Source organism: Traorella massiliensis, from assembly GCF_900104665.1.
In the GTDB taxonomy this organism is placed as follows: domain Bacteria; phylum Bacillota_I; class Bacilli_A; order Erysipelotrichales; family Erysipelotrichaceae; genus Traorella; species Traorella massiliensis.
Genome location: NZ_LT629969.1, coordinates 59,103 through 82,012, shown reverse-complemented (window position 1 = coordinate 82,012; position 22,910 = coordinate 59,103). Strand labels below are relative to the sequence as shown.

The window sequence follows — 22,910 nt, the reverse complement described above, 5'->3', positions numbered from 1 at the left end:
CCTTTGAATTTAATCATTAATGCTCTTGTCTTCTTTTTTTGAATAATACAACCATTACCATTGCACTTAAAAGCAACAATCCTGCATAAATAACCATCATATTATTATCACTCGTTGTTGGAGTTTCAGGCTCTTCTGGTGTTTCATCTGTTGGTTTTTCAGGATCTGCCGGTGTATCTGGATCGGTTGGCTTTTCTGGATCTGTCGGTGTATCAGGATCCGCTGGTTTTTGCAATCCGCTAATTGCATCTTCTAACGCTTTTACAGCTGCATCCACTTCTTCCTGTGTTGCATTTGCATTTGTCAATACTTTTTCTGCTTCTGCCATTGCTTTATCAAGAACTGCTACACTTTCTTTTGTGTATTCGCTTGTGTTGATAGCTTTTGCTTCGTTTAATTTATTCTGCAATTCTGTTTTATCAACTTTCACCAATCTATCAATCGCATCATTTAGTTCAGCAGCAGCAAGATCAATTGTTGACTGTAGTGCATTATTATTTTTTGCCACTTCTTTGGCAGCAGCTAATTTTTCTTGCATAAATGCCCAGCTTGTAGCTGTATAGTCACTTTCTTTAAGTGACTCTGCCTTATCGATGGCAGCGTTCAACTCAGTTAAATTTCCTTCTAAGCGAAGTTGAGTAACTCTCTTAGAAATGTCATAAATCATCTGAGCAACCTCATTAGCATCAGGTGTTGAAGAAGAAACTAATGCTTTCGCATCTGCAAGTAAGTTTTGAACATCTGTCCAAGTTGCTTCAGTAAAATCTGTCTTATCTAATGTAGCTAATAATTCTTCAGCATCTTTAATTGCCGTATTTAATCCTTCAATATCAGCATTAATATTTGCACGAACTACCTGGAGCTCTGCTGCTGAACCGTTATTGTTTGCTGCTTCAAGATAGACAAGACGTATATGGGTCGTTGTTACAGGATCAAACTCAATCGTTTTAACAGTAGAATCATTCTTAAGCGTTCCACTTGTAATTGTCTTATATGTTCCATCAACAAAAACTTGAATTTCATATTTTGTTGCATTACCATTTGTGCCTGATTGGCGTGGTGTATAAACTAAACCATTAATTTCTGTAGGTTCGCTCAATTCAAGATCAATCCAATGAGGCATTGAAGTAATATTCCAATCTGTATGCCACATTGTTGATGGATTGCCATCTAAAACATTACTTGGTTTTGATCCATCCTGCTGATAACTAGAAGCAGTAGCCGTCATGGTTGACTGATCTACATAATAGAGGTTTGTCAAAGGTTTTGTTTCTAGTCCTTCCATAGCTTTCAATAGATCATACTCATAACCATCAACCGTATCTTGAAGTTCAACAGGTAAACTATAACGGATACTATCTAAAATCCTTGTTACTGCTTTAGCACTTTCCTCTGTAAATGCCGAAAGATCTTCTACTAAAGACTTATATATGTCAACTCTTGTATAATCAGCTTTTTCAAAATCCTGTGCTTCAACAATCTTATTTATCTCATTAGATAATCTTGTAATTTCGTTCTCTTCTGGAGCATATTGTGTTAACAATGCTTTACCTTCTTTGATTAATGGTTCTAAAAGATCGCGATTATCATCATTTAATATCGCAGATGCGTTCCACAATGCATAATCAAGTGACATCGTACTTGTAAATGTAGTATCTTTACCAATACGAACATCATCAACATAACCAATAAATGCGTTTGTCTTACTTCCTATCGTAGCCATAGGGAACATCATTGTTGCCAGTAACGGACGACCTTCAACTTTTTCACCATCACCAATCGTATCTACCAGTTCACCATTTACATAAAGTGAAATTCTATTCTTCACGTTTTTGAATTCAAGTTCAACCCATTCATTCAATGGTAAAGTATAATTGAAAGAATAATCAAATCTCTCTCTTGAGAATCCTACTTTTCCAGTTTCTTTCTGAACCGCCTTAATACTTCCATAAGGGCTTTCAAATAGAATCTGTTCTTCAGTACTTGTAGAAGTTCTCTTCACTTTAACACGTAAACTATTACCGAACCCTGCTGTTTCAAGACCAGTTGTAATATAACTTGTAGAGCCTTTCAGTTCTAAAGCATCCTTTCCATCAGCTTCAACGATAGAAGCATTTTCACCTTCACTAACTTTAAATTCGTTTGCAGAAGTATCTTTCAGCTCATCCATCGGTAAATTCATGTATTCATCTGTTTCACTATCTACTTCATAATTAAAGTTTGTGCGAGGAGCATCGCCTAGTTCATCTGCACGAGCATTGGCATCATTAAGATTCAATTCTTCTTTGCCCCATAATTTAGCGGCAAATAATGGTAAATTATTAATACGATCATAAACATCCCATTCACTGATACCATTATCCAGATAATCTGTCATATCATTCCATACCGCAAATGCGCCACCGACCATTTGCTTATCACCTGCAGGAATCGTTACTCCGCCAATACTGTTGATATCTAAATTATACATCGTACCATCACTTAAATAATCATAATAATATCCTCCATTAGGAACGATATAGTAATTACCATCATTACAGTTGATCAGATCAAATCCGTTTTCATACATCTCATCCATATTGGCATAACCAAAATTCCAAAGGTTGATCTGTACTCTTGTACCATCATCTGCTACAGTGTCAATCACTTCACCCTTAGATGCTGCTGTAAAGCTTCCCCATACACGTACTTTTCTCTCATTTGTATCTCGAACATATTCGATCATATCATTTACGAATTTACGATAAGCTTCAGAAGAAGCATTATATTCATCCGCACCAATATGAACGATCGTTTCACTATCAAATACTGGATCTGTACCACTTAAATATTCATTAAAAATTGTCTGAACAAAAGTCAAACACTGTTCATATGAATCCACTAAATCCAAATGGTCATTTTGACGTCCGCTAGTTCCATAACGCAGATCTGGTAATACTTTTGTAAAAGCTAAGGAATGTGCCGGAGTATCAATTTCCGGAACGATATTAACACCTAATTCACGTGATTCCTGAATAAAGTTTTTAAATTCTTCCTTTGTATACCATAGATCCGTACTTGTTAGATCCTGCTGATAAACTTGTTCGTTACCGTTTACCGTAACAACATTACCATTCGCATCTATTAGTTTTCCACCTGCTTTTACAGTATCATTTTCTAAACGAAAAGCCGAATAAGCACTCATTGGATCCTCTTTGTTTTCCAGTCCAATCAGGTTATCATTCAAATGTACCTGGAAGTCATTCATCTTATACCAGGACATCTGTTTTACTAACTGTTCAAGATAATCCATCGTAAATGTCTTACGTCCAACATCTAAAATGAATCCACGCACTTCATATAACGGATAATCACGAGTAATTCCCTTAGGAATACTTACATAATTACTCTGTTTCAAAGCTTGAAGAAGTGTTCTAGTTGCCCAATACGCACCCGTCTGTGTTTCAGAAGTAACAGTGATGAAATCATCAATTTCCATCAAATAGCCTTCATCCATCAAACCAAGACTTACATCTGTTGTTTTTTCAAAGAAGAAATCACCGGCTTTGACATCTGTTTTTGTTCCCTTAACAACTTCAATCGTTTTTCCTGTTAGATCTTCATAATCAGCTTTCATTTCATCAGCTGCTGATTTTAAATCATCATCTGCGTAAACGATCTTACTGCCATCAGTTACTGTGAAACTGCCTTCATTTCCCTTCCATTCCTGAAGTTCTGGTAAAACTTCAGGAGCAGCATTATCATTCACAGCCACTGAATACTGCCCTGGTACAGTAACTTCTATTTCTTTAAATTGATACTCTTCAGTTTTATTATTCACGATCTTAAATGAAACTTTCACTGTTTTATCAACAACTGGCGTATAGATCGTAAGATTTTTATCAATTACCTGTTCAAGATCCGTACCATTATAAGTAACAGTGTATCCTTCTACATTAGGAAGTGTTACATTTAATTTTTCACTATCTTTCGTTGGCGTTTCCACCTTGATCATATTACCGATATCACCCATCGATATAGCAGGTGTTCCACCATATACTTCCATTTCATAAATTGAAATAGAATTCCAGATGACTGAACCATCAGGATCTTCGGATGTGAAATTATCAATATATAAACGAACATAGCGTGCTTTTTCAACATTTGTTAATGTAATGGTATCTGTCGTAGAACTTGGGCGCTCAGTTAAAGTAGCAACATCTTTCCAGTTACCTTCACCTGTAGTGGTATCTGTCACAGTATCAGCTACTTGGATTCTATATTCAGTTGCTTTTCTAGTTTCCCAATAAATACGTATTGTCTTAACATCTTTTGTTTCACCTAAATCTACAAAAACCCAGTGAGGCGCATTGCCCACCTTACTAGACCAGCGAGAATCACGAGTAGAAGTATCACCATCAAATGCTTTATTTGCGTTCAGGCCTTCAGCTTCATTACTACTTGAATAACCTGTTTTATTTAAAGCAACATTATCTTCCGGATCTTGAGGAATCTGTTGAGAATCATCTTTTAACATAACTTCAAATTCACAGGCAGATACATTCGGATATCCATTTACTGCTGTTACTTCTAATTTAACATAACGTCCTTGAACTTCTTTTTCTAATTCAATTACAGACGTTTTTCCAGCAGTATTATTAGCTACCTCTTTTACCAGTGTCCATTGTGTATCGTCATTAATCGTTTCTTCTGTTGTCGTATAAATATTGAAATCTTTTGCATAATTTGAATCACTCTCCCATAAAACCGAGAAATAATTCATATCATAAACAGCACCTAAATCAACATATGCCCAAAAAGGATTTTCTTTTGTTGGTTTAATGTCACTAGTACTACTTGTCATACGTGTTTCTGTTTTACCATCAGTAAGATAAGCAGTATCATTAACATTATATAAATTCGTTTCAACTGGTTTTTTTAGTGCCAGATTTGTATTTACAGGTGTTGTTGATTCACCTTCAACATTATAAATTTCAAATTCTCGCAATGATACTGCTGGATATGGAGCAGTATCGACCAAACTTACAACTGTCATCTTTACATACTGATAAGTTACAGCCTGATTAAGAGTTACAGTATAGTCAAGCGGATATCCTTCGTCTTTTGCTTCACCATGATATATTTCTGAATATGTACCATTGGCTTCATTACTACCTTCAATTTTAAATTCTTTGATTAATTGCTTTCCACCTTCTCTATCATTATTAAAGATAACAAAAGTGTTGAATGTTTGTTGTTTGCCCAAATTAATTAATAACCATTGATCAGTATCTTTTCCATAATTGGTTGACCATCTGGAGTTTGATGCAGTATTGCCATCAATTGCCATATTGGCATCAAAATTAGTACCATTTTCAATATCAGATACTGTAGCACTCACACCTTCTAATTGAGTTAAATTTGTATTTTTAGGGGTATCATTTGCCTGTACTTTCACTACACCCGATGAAAACATCGTAATAGCCATAGCCAAGCAAAGTATTTCATTTATTATCTTTTTAAATTTCATATTTGCTCCTTTGTTCTTATATACTGCCGTAAAAGAACTTTTTTAAGAAAGGGGCTGTTATTCAAAGAGAATACGATTACTTTTTGAATGTAACAGTCCCTTCTGCTATTTTATCTATGATGTCTGATATGCATTATCTAAATTAAATGCACCTCATAACAATAAGATATTATCATTTTTTAATTTGCTTCTTTTTTTCTTCTTAAGAATACGAACAGAGCTAAAACACTCACTGCCAATAAACCTGCATAGACACCTAACATACTATTATCACTCGTTGTTGGAGTTTCAGGGTCTGCTGGTGTTTCATCTGCTGGTTTTTCAGGATCCACTGGTGTATCAGGATCGGTTGGCGTTTCAGGATCCGTCGGTGTTGTTGGATCACTTGGATCTGTTGGTGTTTCAGGATCTGTTGTTTCACGCAAACCACTAATTGCTTCTTCTAGTGCTTTCACTGCAACATCTACTTCATCTTGAGTAGCATTTTCATTTGCTAGCACTAATCTTGCATCTTCAAGTGCTTTATCTAAAGCAAGAACACTTTCTGGTGTATAAGCAGATGTATTAATTGATTCTGCATTCTTGATAGCTTCATCAAGTGCTGAGAAATCAGCTTTCAGGGCTAATCCCTTCACAGCAGCATCTAATGCCTCATAAGCATTATCGACTGCTTCCTGAGTTGTCATGTTGTCATCTAACACTTGTTTCGCACTAGTTAATGCATTCTGGAAAACAGTCCAGCTAGCTGGAGTGAAATCGTCACTTACCTTATTTACATTAGCATCATATAAAGCGCTCAACGCTGTTTTATTGACATCAGTAGAACCATAGATGATCATCTCTGCAATTCTACCATACATATTATCTTCAGAAGGAATTCGACCAACTGCACCATTAACAGTGAATTTAATGTAGCTTGCTTTTACAGGTACAAAACGTGCATCTACACGAACATTGTTGCCTCTCTTGTATTCATTTGCATCCACTGTTCCGCTAGTTACTTGCGTCCATTCACTTCCATCTTCGCTTACTGAAATCGTGTAATCAGTCACACCACCATTTTGAAGCGTATGAGAAATGAAGCTAATCTGTTCTAATACATAAGTATCATTCAGCTCTATTACAACATCTTTTGGAAGATTAGCATTGCTTCCTCCATAAGGAGATTCCCAATATGTTAATAAATCGTTATCAAACATACGATCTGCCGTATTGCTTTCACTGTAATCTCCACTTGCACTTGAAACAACTGTATCGGCATCTAATTCTAATGAAGAATCAACAGGAACAATTTCTAATGCATCGTAAGCTGCAAGCAATTCTGCTGTCGCACTTTCTACATCTGCACGAGTAGCCTCTTGATCATCTTTTACTTCTACTGCTTTTTCATATGCACTCTTATAAGCAGCATATGAATCCTCCGTATAAATAGATTCAGGAGCGCCCATCGTCTTATTGATTGCATCAATTAAATCAGACTTATCTACACCAGCTATTACAGTTAATGTATAAGTTTTAGTCACAGTACTATCGGCAGCAGAAGTCAGAGTAATTTCTGTTTCCCCAGCACTAACACCTAATACCTTGTAAATTGGATCACCATTCTCATCCGCTAAAGTAATGATAGATGCAACTTCAGGCTTACTGCTTGTTACTGTGAAATACTGATTTGGATATCCTTCTGGAAGAATGATTGCATCTATATCACCGACATATCCAACATATACCGATGTAGCTGAATCATCCGTTGGTTCAATTCCTGTAGGAGTTGAATCGGCTGCACGATATAGTTCAACCTCACTTGTTGATACACAATTTACATTTTCACCTGCAGTTAGTTCTAACTTAACATACTTCGCTTGTGCTGCATCAAATTCAACGTAAGTCATATTTCCATCAGTAACAGTTTGTGTTGCAACTTGCGTCCATTCTGTGCCATCTAAGCTTACAAATACAACATAGCTATTAAGTTGACTCAAATGTCCTGCTCCTGCACTTCTTGCCTGGACACCTACTTTGTTAATTGGCATTGTATCTTTCAGTGTAAATGTATACACCTGTGGATGTGCCAACTCTACACCTGTTTGGCTTCCATTACCACTATAGTTACTATTCGTATAAGTAGATGTATTACCATCTAGACTTGCCCAAATATCATTACCATCACCTGTAGGACCTGTTGATTGTGCAACTGCATCAATAATATCATCATGAGCTACAAGTTTTCCACCTTGATCTATGCCAGGTAAAGTAACATCCGATACAACTTTACTTTCCTTAACGCTAAAGTCAGGACCTATCAAAGTAACTGTAGAAAGATCAACGATAGATGCATCACTCAAATCAACATCCGTAGTTGCTCTCATTGTAATGGTAGCTAAAACTTTTGAACCACTTACTAATGGCTGATCACCCATGTTGATTGCATTGTGATTAATATAAGCTGTTCCATCTTCATTGTTAATGTTTCCAGTCATACCTTGAGTGTACATACCACCAGTACCTACGTATTCAACACCTACATATTCCAATTTGCTTGGATCATAATTAATAATTGAACCATAAGCATTCAGATTAGCAATATCAAGTGCTGTTACATCAATTGTAAATGTATCACCAGCAGAAACTGTTGTTGCACTTGGCAATAACATGATATCACCCAATACACTTCCAGTCTTCGTCGTTCCACCATTTACATAGAATGCTGTGAACGCATAATCCCAAACATCAGCTATACCATTAAAGTTAATATCACCAAATAGATTCTGAACTTCACCTACCCAGTTATCATTCTTATAAGAACCATGAGCGGAAGATTCTTTTTGGAACATCTGCTGGAATGTAGCTAATGTAGGTTCGCTTGTTCCTACAGATGAGATATTTCCTACACGGAATGCACTCGCTGCATATCCTGTTCCATTTTCAACTGTATATACTTTAATTTCACTTGCAGAGAAGAAATCGCCTAATGATGCTAACGGAGTAAAACGAATATAACGTGCACCGATCGAAGCAGCTCCTGTGTTAGGGTCTTTCAAATCAATTAGCTTGGTTGTGCTGTCCAAACTCCAATTATGAGTTCCCTGATCAACCCAGTTCACACCGTCTAAGCTTGTTTCCACTTTCATCTGAGTAACTGTACCATTACCAGCATCATTACGTGGATAATATTCGATTTTATCTAATTCATAAGCAACACCATAGTCAACGGTTAATGTCTGTCCTATTGCATTTCCATCTGAATGGAAACCTTCATCACCATTCTGGAAAATTTGGTCAAATGCTCTATCAGCAGTATGTCCACCATAAATATTACCTGTCCATTCAACTTTTTCTGGTGTTGGAGTATACATGAATGGATCTTCTGCACTTGCTGTTTGCAATTCAGTGCTCCATGCAGAATGTCCATCCACATTCACAGCACGAACGCGATATGTATGATTTGATTTATATTCTAGATCAGCATGTGTAAATGTCGTTCCTTCCGAAATAGAATAAACAGCACCACTTAATACATTACCATTATCATCAATTGTTCCATCAGCTAAAATCTGATAAGAAGCAGCACCATCTACAGCATTCCAAGTCAATGTAATACTGCTAGGTGTCTTTAATTCTTCATTTTCTGTTAAAGCTGGTACTTCAAGTTTTTCATTTAAGTCTGTTGATTCTAAATCACCTTCATTTGCAAATCCATTGATTACAAGCTTCTGTTCATTAGCCTGAGTATCTGTAACTGCAAATTTCACATATAATTTTGGTGATACTTCAATATCTTTTACCATTTCTGCAAGATTTGTTTCAGATTCAGATGCGTAAGTTTCAATTGCAGGATTTGCATCATAGAACCAGACAGTTTCATTTTCACCAGCTGCATCAAATTCAGCTTTAGAAGATACTTGTTTTGCTTCTAATTGAGTAGTTCCGTTAAATACCTGAATTGATTCAGGTGCTTTAGATACATGTACAATAAATGTCGTATCTTTATTTGAATCATAGCCAGTATATTCTCCTGTAGACTTTTCAGCTGTTAAAGTAGCTGTTGTGCCTTCTACTACAGAAGTATATTTTGTTGTTACATGTTCACCATAAGAAACATTGTCAATTGCACCATATTCTGAATCTGAAGTATCTAATTCATTTTTAATATAAGATCCATCATCTTCAATTACGCTGAAATCAGTTGTTCCAGCTGGCCAGAATTCTACCAAACGAATGCTCTTATCAAGAACTGAACCATCATCTGACGTTCCACTAACCGTATTATGTTCTTCATACATAGGGATAATAGCACCATTTTTGACAAACAATGGGATTTTCCACAATGGAGCATCGAAGTTTGTTAAAATCTGTCCGCCACGATATTGTTCACCTGTGAAGTAGTCGATCCAAATCTGATCTTCTCCACCTGGTAAATAAATACCATTACGTACATCATTACCCATATTATCAGCCTGAGTATCCTGATAAACAGGAGCAACTAATAAGCTTTCTCCCCACATATACTGATACTGTGACAGCGTTTTTTCATATGCTAATGCTTCATCTGTATATTCTAGGAACATAGCACGAATCATAGGAAGTCCTGTATCATCATTGCCTGTTTCAAGATTAGCTGCTGCATATGCATTTGTATAAATATAAGGCATCATCTGAGCTTTTAATTTCAGATACATACGACTTATACCAGTATAAGGATCACCATGAACATAAGGACCTTTTGCATATGAACCCCAGCCATCCATATCTAACATCTGTGGCGCAAAGCTCTTCCACTGATAATCACGAGTTGCAATGATCGGATCTCCTCCCCAAATACCATCCATGTCAGAACCAATATTTGGATTACCACTTAATGATTGTCCGATAAATGTTGGAATATGGAAACGGATATACTCCCAATTACCAGCTGTCTGGTCTCCTGTCCATACAGAGTTATATCTCTGTGAACCAGCCCAGCCATCCAATGAAATGATGTTTGGACGACTTGTTTCTACTGCATTTCCTTCATCATCTTCTGTCATAGTTGTCATGATGTCATAAGCCTGTTTAACACCACTTAACTGGAATGAATAACCCCTTCCTACCCATGCAACGTCAGTTTTTAGAGTAGTAACACCTGCTGCAACTTCACCTTCAAAATCACGAAGCAGATGCCATTTTTCTTTTGGATTTGATTCCGGGGTCAGAGCACTCTGTGTCCACAAACCGGTTGCGACACCTTTTTTTGCCGCATAATCTGCAAAATCTTCCAAATTTTTTAAATTTGCGTTTAAAGCTTCTACATATTGCTTCTCATCGACTCCACCTGTCACATTATAGCCATTCCTGCCGTATCCGGTGCCATATCCGTCATTTGGCACGAAGAAGCCAAACGGCATATCATATTCCAGATATTCATCTAAAACAGCTCTTGCGCTAAACTCTTCAGGATAGGTTACTCCTTCGGGTATATTGTCAGTTGCTACTGTAGGACCATAACCATTTAATGATTCTGATTGCTGTCCTGCACTGATTTCAAAACCGGTTCCTCCGGCTTCATAAGTTGTTGTGCCTTGACTTTGGTAAGACTCATTACCTTTAATCGTCCAATTTGTACCAATATCTTCAGTAGATGACCATGCATCACGGTTATAAGCATTTAAATGTCCTAAATAGAATCCGTATTCAGGTAACAATACTGGATTTCCTGTAACCTTGAAATAACCTTGTAATAATTCCTGAGTTACATCACTAACGCTTTCTTCACCAGATACAAAATAATAAGCATCAAATTCATTTTCGTTATGAGTTGCCGTTACTGTACCATCCAATGTACTGCCAAAATCATAAACACCGTCACGGTAAGTATTTCTAAGAACACCATATCCATTTGTCGTATAATAGAATGGATTTGGAGATGAAACACCACCATCTACCCATTTGCTTTCATTTGCGATATTAATGCTTTCACCAGTATGTACAAAGCGTCCATTCTGTGTTCCGCCTCCAAAATACTGCTCATCAAGATTGCTATTTGACTCACTTGCATCATGCTGCACCAATGTCTGAACCGTTGATGACGCACTTAAAGCAAGGGCCGCACTCTCTTCCATGACTGTTTTATCGCCATATTTTACAGTCATCAGCGCAGTGTCTTTATCAAATAGAATGGTCGTTGTACCATTAGTAATCCTAATAATTCCATCAGCCTCATTCACGGTAGCTGTTGGATGAGAATATCTATCTGAATCATCTGGCTGAGCCTGAATTTTTGCCGTATCAGGATAACCGCCACGAACATCAGCATATTCTCCAAATTCGCCGCTTGGATCTACATTGTAACGGAAAATATTATCTTCCAGAAATGTGATTCTGCCCTTCACTGCACCATCATTAAAACTAATTTCAACTACATTACCATTAGCAGTTGCTGAATCAACAGTAGTAAGTGATCCAGTAAAGGCTGCCTTTACAGGAGTAGCAACATAAGCAGAAATTGTTGATAGCATCATTGCAGATGCAAGCAGCATGCTAGAAATTTGTTTAAACTTTTTCATACCTTCTCCTTTCATTTGTTCCTCTATTCAATTGTACTTTTTTTTGTTTCAGATCCCTCCTTTGTGGTTCCATCCTTCAGTTTCACCCTCAAGTCTGTAAGAATAAGCGTAGCTTTTAATTCGATACATCATACTTACAATTTTTTGAAGATAGACTTTTTTACAAGTCTTTTTTTTTCGAACGATAAAGTACAGATTATCATTCAGAATCTTAAAACATGAATATCTGATATGTTTTAATGCTTAGAAAGCGCTTAAAATCGAATGAAAGCCCTCACAAATAAAGTATAACCATATTTTGGTAATTTGACTTTGTACTCATTAAGCGAGATTTTGTATTTTTTAACAATGCGTATATTTGCATATTTTAATTCATACAAACCAACAACCAAATTATGCAAACGTTTACTATTTTGATAAATAAAATAATCAATTATGCTTATTTCCATGTTTAATATAATAGTTTTCAACAATTCTAATTTATTTTTTATAAACCCTCCAAAAATGTAAATAAAAAAAGAGTATTTTAGGAACTCATTTCCATAAAATACTCTATTATGATATCAATCTACCACTTTTATCAATTTAATAAATGACAACCTGCGATTTAGTTCAACATTTATTGCTTTTCTAACAGCAATCCAACACCATAAAGTATTGCGGCATAAACAAGACATGGGACAGTCGCAGCTAAAATCGTCTGGAAACCTAAGAACCACTGGTCCATCTTATCTAAACTATAATTTTCACAGTAAACTGCAAATGACTGATAACTCGTAATGGCACTCATTCCCATATAAAGCAGCAAAAGTACCGCTAAAATATAAAAAATCATCGACTTATTGCTTTTTTTCGTTTCTTTCTGAATTTCATCTTTGTTTTTATTCATGTTCTTTCTCCTACTTTCTTATAATCCTTCTAAGTATAACACAAACTTTTCACATTGATAATTTTTTTCATATTATTAAAAAAAGGATATCGGTCATCCGATATCCTTTCATCATCTATTCATCGTCATCATCTTGTTTATCTGCATTTGCAATGATCTTTTCAGCGATATTTGCTGGTACCGGATCATAATGATCAAATACCTGCGTATATTTACCACGTCCCTGAGTCATTGAACGCAAGTCAGTTGGATATTTCATCATTTCTGCCAAAGGTACAAGTGCATTGATAACTTGATGTGTTCCTTCCATATCCATACCCATGATCGTTCCACGACGTTTATTAAAATCGCCAATGATCGTTCCTGTATATTCATCCGGAATCACAACTGTTGCGCTAACAATTGGCTCCAATAAGATACATCCTGCTTTCGGCATAGCATCTTTAAATGCCAGATGAGCTGCCAGCTTAAAGGCCATCTCGCTTGAATCAACATCATGATATTTACCATCTTTCAAATTAGCTTTGACATTCACCATTCGATAGCCTGCCAGATAACCCTTTGCCATACATTCTCTTAAGCCTGTTTCTACAGCCGGAAAATATTGTTTAGGTACAGCTCCGCCAAATACCGTTTCTTCAAAGACCATATCTTCACTATCCGGGTTTGGTGAGAATTCCACAAATACATGACCAAACTGACCATGTCCTCCAGATTGTTTCTTATGACGTCCTTCACCAATGACTGTCTTTTTGATTGTTTCATGATATGGTACTTTTGGTGTTGTCAGATTGACTTCTACTTTATATTTCGATTTCATCTTATTGACGATAACATCAATATGCTGATCTCCTACACCATATAACACATTTTCCTTTGTTTCTTTATTATTTACAAGACGTGTAGTCGGATCTTCTTCACACATTCTATTCAGAGCATTTGATAACTTGTCATCATCATTCTTAGATTTTGGCCATACAGCTACACCCAGCATTGGTTCTGAGAATTTAATTTCATCAACAACGTAGTATTTACCTTTTTCACATAATGTATCATTTGTCTGTGTATAAGCCAGTTTTGTTACAGCACCGATATCACCTGTAAACAATTTACCGACAGCCGTCTGATGTTTACCTTTGATAATAAAGATTTGTGAGATCTTTTCCAGTTTATCCTTTTTTGGATTATATACAGTCGTATCGCTGCTTAAGACACCACTGCGTACCTTTATAAAGCTGATTCGGCCAACAAACGGGTCAACGATCGTCTTGAAAACCTGTACCGTCAGATCACCTTTCTCATCCGTCAAAAGTTCAACCGGTTCATTCTTATCAATATCTGTTACCGTTATGGTTCCTTGTTCACCATAAGTTGGGAAGTATTTATCGATCAGATCAAGCAAACGCTCAATACCTGTCATATTAATAGCACTTCCTGAGAATACCGGACGAATCTCTCCATTACGTACACCTAAACGTACGCCACGAGTCAATTCAGCTTCTGTAAATGGTTCTCCAGAGAAGAATTTCTCCATCAGATCATCATCACCCATCGCAATAGCTTCAGCAATCTGATTCTTATAATCAGCAACAACTTCCTTCATATTATCAGGAACATCATAGCTCTTATTGCGATCAGCCTTATCACCTTTAAAATACCAGGCCTTATCACGAAGAATATTGATTGAACCGATCACTTCATCATTTTCTAGAATCGGAACTTCAAAAGGAATGACGCTCTTACCAAAAGCTTCACGCAATCCCTGATAAGCCTTATCAAAAGAAGCATGCTCCTCGTCCACTTTATTCACAAAGAAAATTGTTGGCAGTTTCTTTTCCATAGCCACTTCCCATGCTCGCTGTGTACCAGACTGAACACCTTCTTTGGCTCCTACGACGATTAAAATATTATCTCCGGCTGCACAACCGCTTTCCATTTCACCGACAAAGTCTAAATAACCTGGAGTATCGATAAAATTGATTTTTGTATCTTTCCATTCAATAGGTACGATCGATGTATAAACCGATAATCCTCTTCTGACTTCTTCAGGATCATAGTCAATGATCGAACTTCCTTCACTCGTTTTTCCAAAGCGATCGGTCGCTTTCGTAAAATGAAGCATGGCTTCCAATACAGCAGTTTTTCCGGCACCACTGTGTCCTAATACCGTTACATTACGAACTTCATGCGCTAAATAGTCTCTCATAAGGGCACCTCTATTTCAAAATTGGCTTTAATTCAGCCAGACAATGTTCTCTTACATAATGAATCGCTTTATTGCCATCCTGATCGGTCATTTCTTTATCTGCACCATGTTCCAGCAAATAATTCACCAATTCCGTATATCCGCCATAAGCCGCACGCATCAAAGCCGTACATCCACGTTTATCCTGCATATTTACATCCGCACCAGCCTCTACCAGCTGACGAATGACATCAAACTTAAACGCTAAACAAGCTTCCATCAAAGGTGTTCTTCCTTCATTATCCTGTGTATTGATCTCAGCTCCAGCTTTAAGCAGTTCTTCAATAACACGATCCATTCCCTGGAAAGCTGCTCGCTGAAGCGCTGTTCTTCCTTTATTATCCGCTACATTGACATCAGCACCTGCTTCAATTAATTTCTTACAGATCGTCTTATGACCTTTTTTTGCTGCTCCCATTAATGCTGTCTTGCCACGTCCGTCTAAAAGATTGACATCAGCACCATTATCAACCAGCAAACGTACGATATCTTTATATCCACGCTTAGCACTTCTCATTAAAGCAGTTCTTCCTTCACCATTTTGATAATTGACATCAACACCCTGCTTAATTTGGGCTGCAACCACCGTTACATCACCGTTAGCACATGCATCCCAGAATGTTTTGTTGAATTGATCCATATTATGTTCCTCCTTCCAGATCAAATGAAGAGACAAAAAAAGCGAACGCACACAAACGCTCGCTAAAAACTCACAAAACCCCGCAAGGAACCCCATGAATCAATTTGCCGATTGTCTGCACAACAACTGTTTTCATGGTCCTCACTCCTCTTCCTTATGACTCTATTGTAAACACTTTATCCAAAAAATGCAAGCGTTTACAGCCTTTTTCTTCATGAAAATTTCTTACATCTTAGAAAAGAGCCTATTTAAGATATTTTTACTTTCTTCTCTATCTTCAAAAGTTAAGGTCACACCAAAATTGGTGATTCCATATTGACGATAATCATTGATACGATCTATTTTATCAAAGATATCACTATGATAAATTTTCAAATGACAATCTTCATCACCTACAAGACGATAAGCTTTATTTTTTTGATCTTTGAGATAATATGGATATTGATGACATTGCTGACAGTGATCAGCCGTATGCAGCTGACTCTTGATCAGACAATTTTCAAGTACCATATTTTCAACTCGTCCATAAACCTCTATTTCAAAATTCCCTGAATGTTTTGACAATCTTTGATAATCAGAAATCAGCTTTTCAAGATCTTCATCTCTACACTCATATGAAAGAGAAATACATTTTACTCCTTCTTTAAATAATACATAAGCACTGTAAGCATTCATACAGTTCATATAAGGACTTGCCATGTCTGCCTTCTCTAAACCGCCGATCTCATGAATCATCCCTGAATCTGAATAAAGATGATGGACGACACGTGGATAATTATAGTGAACATGACTATTTTCTTTTTTTAACTTTTCATATAGTTCTGTATCAGCTATATAAATCTCACATGGATATTGTTTAACGACATCATATTGCTGTTCATTTGTAATGCTGACTCGAATTTGATGAGTCATCTCTACTTTGACTTCATCATAAGGTTTTTTCTCAAGAACTCTTTTATTTACTTCCATCCGTCGTTTTATTAATTCATCACAGGCTTTCCGACGACATTCATTTAATTCAGAAATAGGAAAAGAGATCCTGTCATCCATCTCAATTTCGATATCATGACATATAAAAGGTGTATTTCCTAGTTTTTTCAGCTGTGTTTCAATTCGTTCACGATCCAAAGGAGTTTTTAAAGCATTCTCAACAATATTTTCACTCTTAACAATAACTTCACAAGTTCCATCACTTAGATGCAGCATAAAAGGCTGATGAAGTTTCAGACAAGCCTTGATCTTGATTTCTACTTTACGTACTGGAAGCTTACCTAGTTCTTCCAGCTGTTTTGAATCACTGGTTTTCATCACGATATCGCCAACTTTACATTTGACTTTCTGCAGTTGAATCGTTTCATTGTTCGCTGAAGAAACCAGTTTATTATTTTTATAGATATAATTGACAATAAATCCTTGATCTTCTTTCTCATTCAAGATACGGATACCATCATGCTGATGCAGTTCTTTTTCTAAGGCAATGCTCATCTTATCACCATGAAAGCCAGCCACTTTACCGATACGTACCCCTTGATGATTCGGACGAAGCGTACTCATCAAAACCATGCCCTCTTTTTTATCGAGATAACCACTTGTGAAGCCACGATTAAAGACCTTCTTCATTTCTTCTGCTATCTTTTCATTTACATCAAATGGTTTTCCCTTATAATAACAGTCAATGGCCTGACGATAGATACGGCACATACAGGCAACATATTCAGGACGCTTCATCCTTCCTTCAATTTTAAAAGAAGACACTCCACATTCAATCAATTCAGGAATCAGAGGTAACGCATTTAGATCTTTCATCGACAAAAGATACTTCCCCTCTGTTTTGATTCTTTCTTCTTTGCCATCATTCATTCGATATAAAGTATAAGGCAAGCGACAGCTTTGAGCACATTCACCACGATTTGCACTGCGATGTCCGATACTACGGCTCATATGACATTCTCCAGAATAGCTGACACAATAAGCACCTTGTACAAATACTTCGATTTCAATACCTTGCTGACACATTTTTGAAATCTCATCCAAGGGTGTTTCTCTTGCCACGACACAGCGCTCCAGCTGCCATTTCTTACATTGTTCTACACCCATTAAATTATGAACATGCATCTGTGTAGAGGCATGGATGCTTAAAGAAGGAAACTCATGCTGGATCATGGTCATGATACCTAGATCCTGGACAATGATCGCATCTACCCCCATTGCTTCAAGTTCCTTAAGATAAGCACGGCATTGATCTAACTCATCATCATGAATCAGCGTATTCAATGTCACATGAATCTTGACACCATATAAATGAGCCAAAGAAACTGCTTTTCTCATTTCTTCAAGAGTAAAATTTGTAGCATTTGCTCGTGCTCCATACATTTCTCCCGCTAAAAAAATTGCATCGGCACCATTATATAAAGCCGCTTCAAAAGCTTCATAACTTCCTGCCGGGCATAACAGTTCTACTTTTGACATATCTGTCTCCTTTTCATCTGTGAAAAAACACGAGTCATGCTTGAAACAAGAATACAGCCGATTGCAATACAACAAGCTTGAATGATCGTTTCAAATCCCAGTATGATCGCTCCATCAATATTATTTGAAATAACTTCTAGCATCGTGTAATACATTCCACCACCCGGTACCAAAGGAATGATCGCACAAATAAGAAAAGTCGTTACCGGACATTTTAATAAACGGGCAAAGATTTCCGAAAGCAAAGAGACCATGATACTAGCCAGAAACAAGCTCATTCCCTCACTATTTCCAAATTGCAGGCAGACATAATAGATAACACCGCCAATACCGCCAATCAAGGCGGCTACGAGTAATTTATCCCCTCTTACATTAAATAATATTCCAAAACCCAGCGAAGCAAGCACTGCACCCAATCCATTCAACATATCAATATCCTCCTAAAAGCGTAAACACAAGTCCGCTTCCTAAAGCAATCGCTACAGCCACAAAAAGAGCCTCTGCCGTCCTTGCCAGGCCACTGACAAGATCTCCGCTAACCGTATCACGAATGGCATTCGTAATCGCCAGTCCCGGTACTAAAAGCATGATGACCGATATGATCAGTGTATCGATCGAATGACACAAACCCAGTTTAGATGCCAAGATAGCACAAAGCGTTGCAAATGCACCCCCAATTAAATATTTAAAAAATGAATTAAAATCAATTCGATCCATTTGAATCATCATAAATTTTAGGGCTACACCTAGCACGGCAGCACATAGTGCATCTTTAATTGTTCCTTTAAAAAAGAATGCAAATCCAAAAGTACATATAGCTGCCCCTAATAAAATGATCCGGCAACGATAAGGACTTTCCTGATTGATCTTTTCAAGCCGAAAACAAAATTCTTCTAAAGACATACTGCTTTCAAGAATACTTCTTGAAAGATCATTCACTTTATCGATCTTACTCAAATCTACACTTTTGATTTGAGTACGTTTAATATTATGACAAAGCTCACCATGAATCGAAAAAGAAATCAAAAGCATCGTTGGTGTTGCATAAGCATCCACCACCTCTGCCCCATAAGCAAAACAGATACGTTTCATCGTATCTTCTACTCGATATGTTTCTGCACCACTTTCCAAAAGAATCTCCCCTGCTTTTGTCGCAGCACGTGCCAGCTGATTACAATCCATTTTTTATCACCCACTTGATTATACAAAACTTTTAAACCGAAAAAAAGTATTTTGTCATTCAACAACACAAAAGAGATGATCAGCGCTCATATCTATCATCTCTTTTTTATCATAAAAATTTAAATATTCTATTTACTGAACCTTGTCTGTATAATCATCATATAAATCAACGATCTTTGACACAGTATCTTCATCAAACTGATACATTGCATTTTCTCCATAACCAGAAATACTCAGATAACCATCTCTAAAAAACTGAACTACAACCTCATTACCATCTTCACTATATTTAAAATTAAGAAACAAATCATTTATTGGAGTCTTGCTCTTATCTATGTCTATAGATGTATACTCTGTTTCATCTAATACTGCCATTAACTGCGTTTTAAATTCTTCAATAGCTTTCACAACCTCATCATTTGGCAAAGCAAACATATCATTTTCTTCCTCTGATGTTGTAAAAGTAAATGAATCAGACGTTGTTGGTTCATATACATATTCACCCACACCCTCATAATCCTCACTTTGAATCACAGATAACACATGATCCAACGATATATTCGATTTTTCAACACAGCCTGATAAAAGCACTACGATAATAAGTAATATTCTTTTCATAATCAACTCCTCCCCTTCATTATTCCTATATAATGATCTAACATTATTTCATGCGTTGAAACCCTTGATTTTCAAAAAGAGTTATATAATCTGATAAATATTCATTTGCAATATGATCTATTTGGACTTTTTTCATTTCATGAACATCACTAATCATATCATCATCTACATATTGTATTAGCTTATCGTTATTAACATATAAATTTTCATATAATCGTGCCTGATAACTCTCAGTATCTTGCTGATCCAAAATATAAATACTTATATAGTCTCCATCATTTATATAAACCATCTCAGAATCCATTACGATACTAGATTTTTTTATTACATCCAAATTGATTTCATTACTAAATAGATCTGTAATTTCAAACTTAACATTTTCCTTAATAAAAGATAAGTATGGATCAGAACATTCAAAATTTACAGTATCGCCATTAAAAATAGTTTCTTTATTCTCTAATCTACAATTTAAGTTTGTATCTAATTCATATTCAAATGTTACCCCATTAATCCCATTGTAACTAAACTCTATATTTTCAATTTCCCTATTAAATTGTAAATAATAATAGCCACATGAAAATAATAATATTATAACTATACTTATAAATATATACTTCTTTTTCATATCTAATTCTTACTCCTATACTATCGCAAAATGAATGAATTGATCTTTATACATCAATTATAAACCTTTCCTATATTCATGTAAATATTCATTGTTAGTATTATTTATTATTGAAGCAGATTTTTTTTAGGATTTAATTTTAAGATATATGCTATTGGTATAACAGAACACACACAAATAATTGTAAAACCACTTATGTATATATTTATGATATATGAAACACTAAATTCTACATCATACTCCTCCAATAATTCTTTTTGCGAATAACCATCAATGTAAACATATTGATTTGCTTCAATTTCATTTTGAACAATCTTTTCAGCATACATATCACCAATTTTTTGACCACTAAACATCGCAAGTGTAATTGCACTCATCCCAATGATTAAGACTTCTAAAAGAATTTGGGTAATGATCTTCACTTTCCTTTGTCCCATTGAATATAAAATTCCAATTTCATATCTTCTATCTTTCAAAAAAATAAATACACTTAATCCTAATAATACTGTAACACCTACAGATGATGACATTCTTAGGAAGAAAGCTATATTTTCGAGTGATTTTAGTGGTACTGCTAATTTTTGATATAAATCTTCACTGGTATTTATAATATATAATGATTTCCCACTCATATTTTTCGCAAGCAATGGATTTTTCATATCTAATGATTTTTCAAATGATTCTTTTAAGTTTATATGCTTGAGTTTTAATTTTATATGTTTTAATTGTATATTTGTAAAATCAGTAGCTCCTTGATATTGTTGATACAAGTTTTTCATTGTACTATATTCATTAAATAAAGTTGTAGAAGGAAGATAAACATATGTTTCATAATTATTTATATCATAACTATCATGATTTACTAATGTTTGCACTTTAGAAAAGATACCTACAACCGTATAGTTTACAGATTCTCGATAAAATTCATTAAGTTTAGCATCATAGATTACACGTTCTAACTGAATGACATCACCTGGTTTAATTTCATCCTGTTTATAAGTAAACTTATCACTTAATAAAATAACATTTTCCGCATGAGTGATTTCTTCCTCTGTAAAATATCTGCCCTCAATGATTTCTACAATTTTTTCATTAGCATCTACAAACTGTGACTCACTTACACCATATAAATATAGTGAACCCGGCTTGTCACAAAACTGATTTGTCAGATACTTATTTGAAAAGGACAGATTTTCTGAAATGAATCCCGTCATTAAAAATTGTGCATCATTATACTGAAAATAATTTTTCTTAGCCATACTATTGATATTGTCTAATAAACCATCAATACTCTCCTTAATAGCTTCATAATCCAGATAATTATCTTGTTCATCCTGTACAATATCTATTTTAAGACCTAATTGAGTCATAAAACTTTTCTGTAGAGCCCCTAATGATGTTGCGATAGCAATGGAGGCACATAAAACATTTCCTAGTAAAAAAACAATAAGAAATAAAATAACCGACTTTGTCAATCTTCTTGTAATACTTAGCCATAATCTTTTTACGAAGCTCATACTTGAATAACAAAGTTTTGAATCGATGTGTCAAGAAACAAAACAACATCAGATTCATCAGAAACTTCTTTAGAGTGAGTCACTACAATAATACATTTATTTTCATTATGGGCTAAGTTTTTAAAGATCTCTACAATTTGCCTGCTCGTCTGCTGATCGACATTCCCTGTTGGTTCATCTGCGATAATAATATCTACATCTGTACTTAAAGCTCTTGCAATTGCAACTCGCTGCTGTTCTCCGCCACTCAATTTGGTGACGAGGCGATTTGCTTTAGAATGATCTATTCCTACCTGACTTAAATAGTGATAGGCTTCTTTATTTTCAATTTTAGCTGATTCCTTACTGATCGACATCGCAAGTAATACATTCTCTATAGCTGTCATATAGGTAATCAGATTATAATTTTGAAAGATTAGCGCAATATTTTTGCGTCGATATTTATCCAATCCTATATCATTAATATTTTTACCCATATATTCAATACACCCTTGCTGAGGAATCTCTAAAGCACCGATAAGTGATAAAAAAGTTGATTTTCCTGATCCAGATGCACCAAGAATAGTATAAAATACACCCGTTTCGAAAGAAGTATTGACATTGTTTAAAATTTGTCGGTTTTGTTCGCCATCTTTATATGCAAATGATAAATTTTTTGTTTCTAATATTTTCATAGT

The 22,910-nt window shown here is 35.7% G+C and carries 12 protein-coding genes; all 12 read right to left on the bottom strand.

Features of this window, described 5'->3' with window-relative positions:
• Positions 1 to 16: 16 nt before the first annotated feature.
• The 12 genes from BQ5367_RS07575 to BQ5367_RS07520 all read right to left on the bottom strand — a co-directional run bounded on the left by BQ5367_RS07575 (position 17) and on the right by BQ5367_RS07520 (position 22,907).
• Positions 17 to 5,509, bottom strand: a complete 5,493-nt coding sequence (locus BQ5367_RS07575) for a discoidin domain-containing protein (protein WP_071441932.1) — start codon at positions 5,507 to 5,509, stop codon at positions 17 to 19.
• Between the two features lie 179 nt (positions 5,510 to 5,688).
• Positions 5,689 to 12,048, bottom strand: a complete 6,360-nt coding sequence (locus BQ5367_RS07570) for a discoidin domain-containing protein (RefSeq protein WP_071441931.1) — start codon at positions 12,046 to 12,048, stop codon at positions 5,689 to 5,691.
• 619 nt (positions 12,049 to 12,667) lie between these two features.
• Positions 12,668 to 12,937 (bottom strand): hypothetical protein, encoded by a 270-nt coding sequence (locus BQ5367_RS07565; protein WP_083383202.1) that lies wholly within the window; start codon positions 12,935 to 12,937, stop codon positions 12,668 to 12,670.
• Positions 12,938 to 13,052: 115 nt separating this feature from the next.
• Positions 13,053 to 15,143: an elongation factor G gene (locus BQ5367_RS07560; RefSeq protein ID WP_071441930.1), complete on the bottom strand. Its 2,091-nt coding sequence runs from the start codon at positions 15,141 to 15,143 to the stop codon at positions 13,053 to 13,055.
• Between the two features lie 10 nt (positions 15,144 to 15,153).
• The gene (locus BQ5367_RS07555; RefSeq protein WP_071441929.1) at positions 15,154 to 15,822 is read right to left on the bottom strand and encodes an ankyrin repeat domain-containing protein; all 669 of its coding nucleotides are present in this window, start codon (positions 15,820 to 15,822) and stop codon (positions 15,154 to 15,156) included.
• A gap of 225 nt (positions 15,823 to 16,047) precedes the next feature.
• Complete coding sequence (locus BQ5367_RS07550; RefSeq protein ID WP_071441928.1) at positions 16,048 to 18,291, bottom strand: peptidase U32 family protein; 2,244 nt, start codon at positions 18,289 to 18,291, stop codon at positions 16,048 to 16,050.
• Positions 18,279 to 18,719: a threonine/serine exporter family protein gene (locus tag BQ5367_RS07545; RefSeq protein ID WP_071441927.1), complete on the bottom strand. Its 441-nt coding sequence runs from the start codon at positions 18,717 to 18,719 to the stop codon at positions 18,279 to 18,281. The genes BQ5367_RS07550 and BQ5367_RS07545 overlap by 13 nt, the downstream gene beginning before the upstream one ends.
• A 1-nt stretch (position 18,720) precedes the next feature.
• On the bottom strand, positions 18,721 to 19,473 hold the full coding sequence (locus tag BQ5367_RS07540) for a threonine/serine exporter family protein (RefSeq protein WP_071441926.1): 753 nt from the start codon (positions 19,471 to 19,473) through the stop codon (positions 18,721 to 18,723).
• A gap of 132 nt (positions 19,474 to 19,605) precedes the next feature.
• Entirely contained in the window at positions 19,606 to 20,091 is a 486-nt protein-coding gene (locus BQ5367_RS07535) for a hypothetical protein (RefSeq protein ID WP_071441925.1), read from the bottom strand.
• A 43-nt stretch (positions 20,092 to 20,134) separates the two neighbouring features.
• Positions 20,135 to 20,716, bottom strand: a complete 582-nt coding sequence (locus BQ5367_RS07530) for a hypothetical protein (RefSeq protein ID WP_071441924.1) — start codon at positions 20,714 to 20,716, stop codon at positions 20,135 to 20,137.
• 107 nt (positions 20,717 to 20,823) lie between these two features.
• Complete coding sequence (locus BQ5367_RS07525; RefSeq protein WP_071441923.1) at positions 20,824 to 22,233, bottom strand: FtsX-like permease family protein; 1,410 nt, start codon at positions 22,231 to 22,233, stop codon at positions 20,824 to 20,826.
• Positions 22,230 to 22,907 (bottom strand): ABC transporter ATP-binding protein, encoded by a 678-nt coding sequence (locus BQ5367_RS07520; protein ID WP_071441922.1) that lies wholly within the window; start codon positions 22,905 to 22,907, stop codon positions 22,230 to 22,232. Before BQ5367_RS07520 ends, BQ5367_RS07525 begins: the two co-directional genes overlap by 4 nt.
• Positions 22,908 to 22,910 lie beyond the last annotated feature (3 nt).

What these genes read in the sequence shown, in the direction of transcription:
- BQ5367_RS07570 (WP_071441931.1), bottom strand. Translation starts at nt 12,048, where the DNA reads ATGAAAAAGTTTAAACAAATTTCTAGCATGCTGCTTGCATCTGCAATG.
- BQ5367_RS07545 (WP_071441927.1), bottom strand. Translation starts at nt 18,719, where the DNA reads ATGTTGAATGGATTGGGTGCAGTGCTTGCTTCGCTGGGTTTTGGAATA.
- BQ5367_RS07535 (WP_071441925.1), bottom strand. Translation starts at nt 20,091, where the DNA reads ATGAAAAGAATATTACTTATTATCGTAGTGCTTTTATCAGGCTGTGTT.
- BQ5367_RS07565 (WP_083383202.1), bottom strand. Translation starts at nt 12,937, where the DNA reads ATGAATAAAAACAAAGATGAAATTCAGAAAGAAACGAAAAAAAGCAAT.
- BQ5367_RS07530 (WP_071441924.1), bottom strand. Translation starts at nt 20,716, where the DNA reads ATGAAAAAGAAGTATATATTTATAAGTATAGTTATAATATTATTATTT.
- BQ5367_RS07560 (WP_071441930.1), bottom strand. Translation starts at nt 15,143, where the DNA reads ATGAGAGACTATTTAGCGCATGAAGTTCGTAATGTAACGGTATTAGGA.
- BQ5367_RS07520 (WP_071441922.1), bottom strand. Translation starts at nt 22,907, where the DNA reads ATGAAAATATTAGAAACAAAAAATTTATCATTTGCATATAAAGATGGC.
- BQ5367_RS07550 (WP_071441928.1), bottom strand. Translation starts at nt 18,291, where the DNA reads ATGTCAAAAGTAGAACTGTTATGCCCGGCAGGAAGTTATGAAGCTTTT.
- BQ5367_RS07525 (WP_071441923.1), bottom strand. Translation starts at nt 22,233, where the DNA reads ATGAGCTTCGTAAAAAGATTATGGCTAAGTATTACAAGAAGATTGACA.
- BQ5367_RS07555 (WP_071441929.1), bottom strand. Translation starts at nt 15,822, where the DNA reads ATGGATCAATTCAACAAAACATTCTGGGATGCATGTGCTAACGGTGAT.
- BQ5367_RS07540 (WP_071441926.1), bottom strand. Translation starts at nt 19,473, where the DNA reads ATGGATTGTAATCAGCTGGCACGTGCTGCGACAAAAGCAGGGGAGATT.
- BQ5367_RS07575 (WP_071441932.1), bottom strand. Translation starts at nt 5,509, where the DNA reads ATGAAATTTAAAAAGATAATAAATGAAATACTTTGCTTGGCTATGGCT.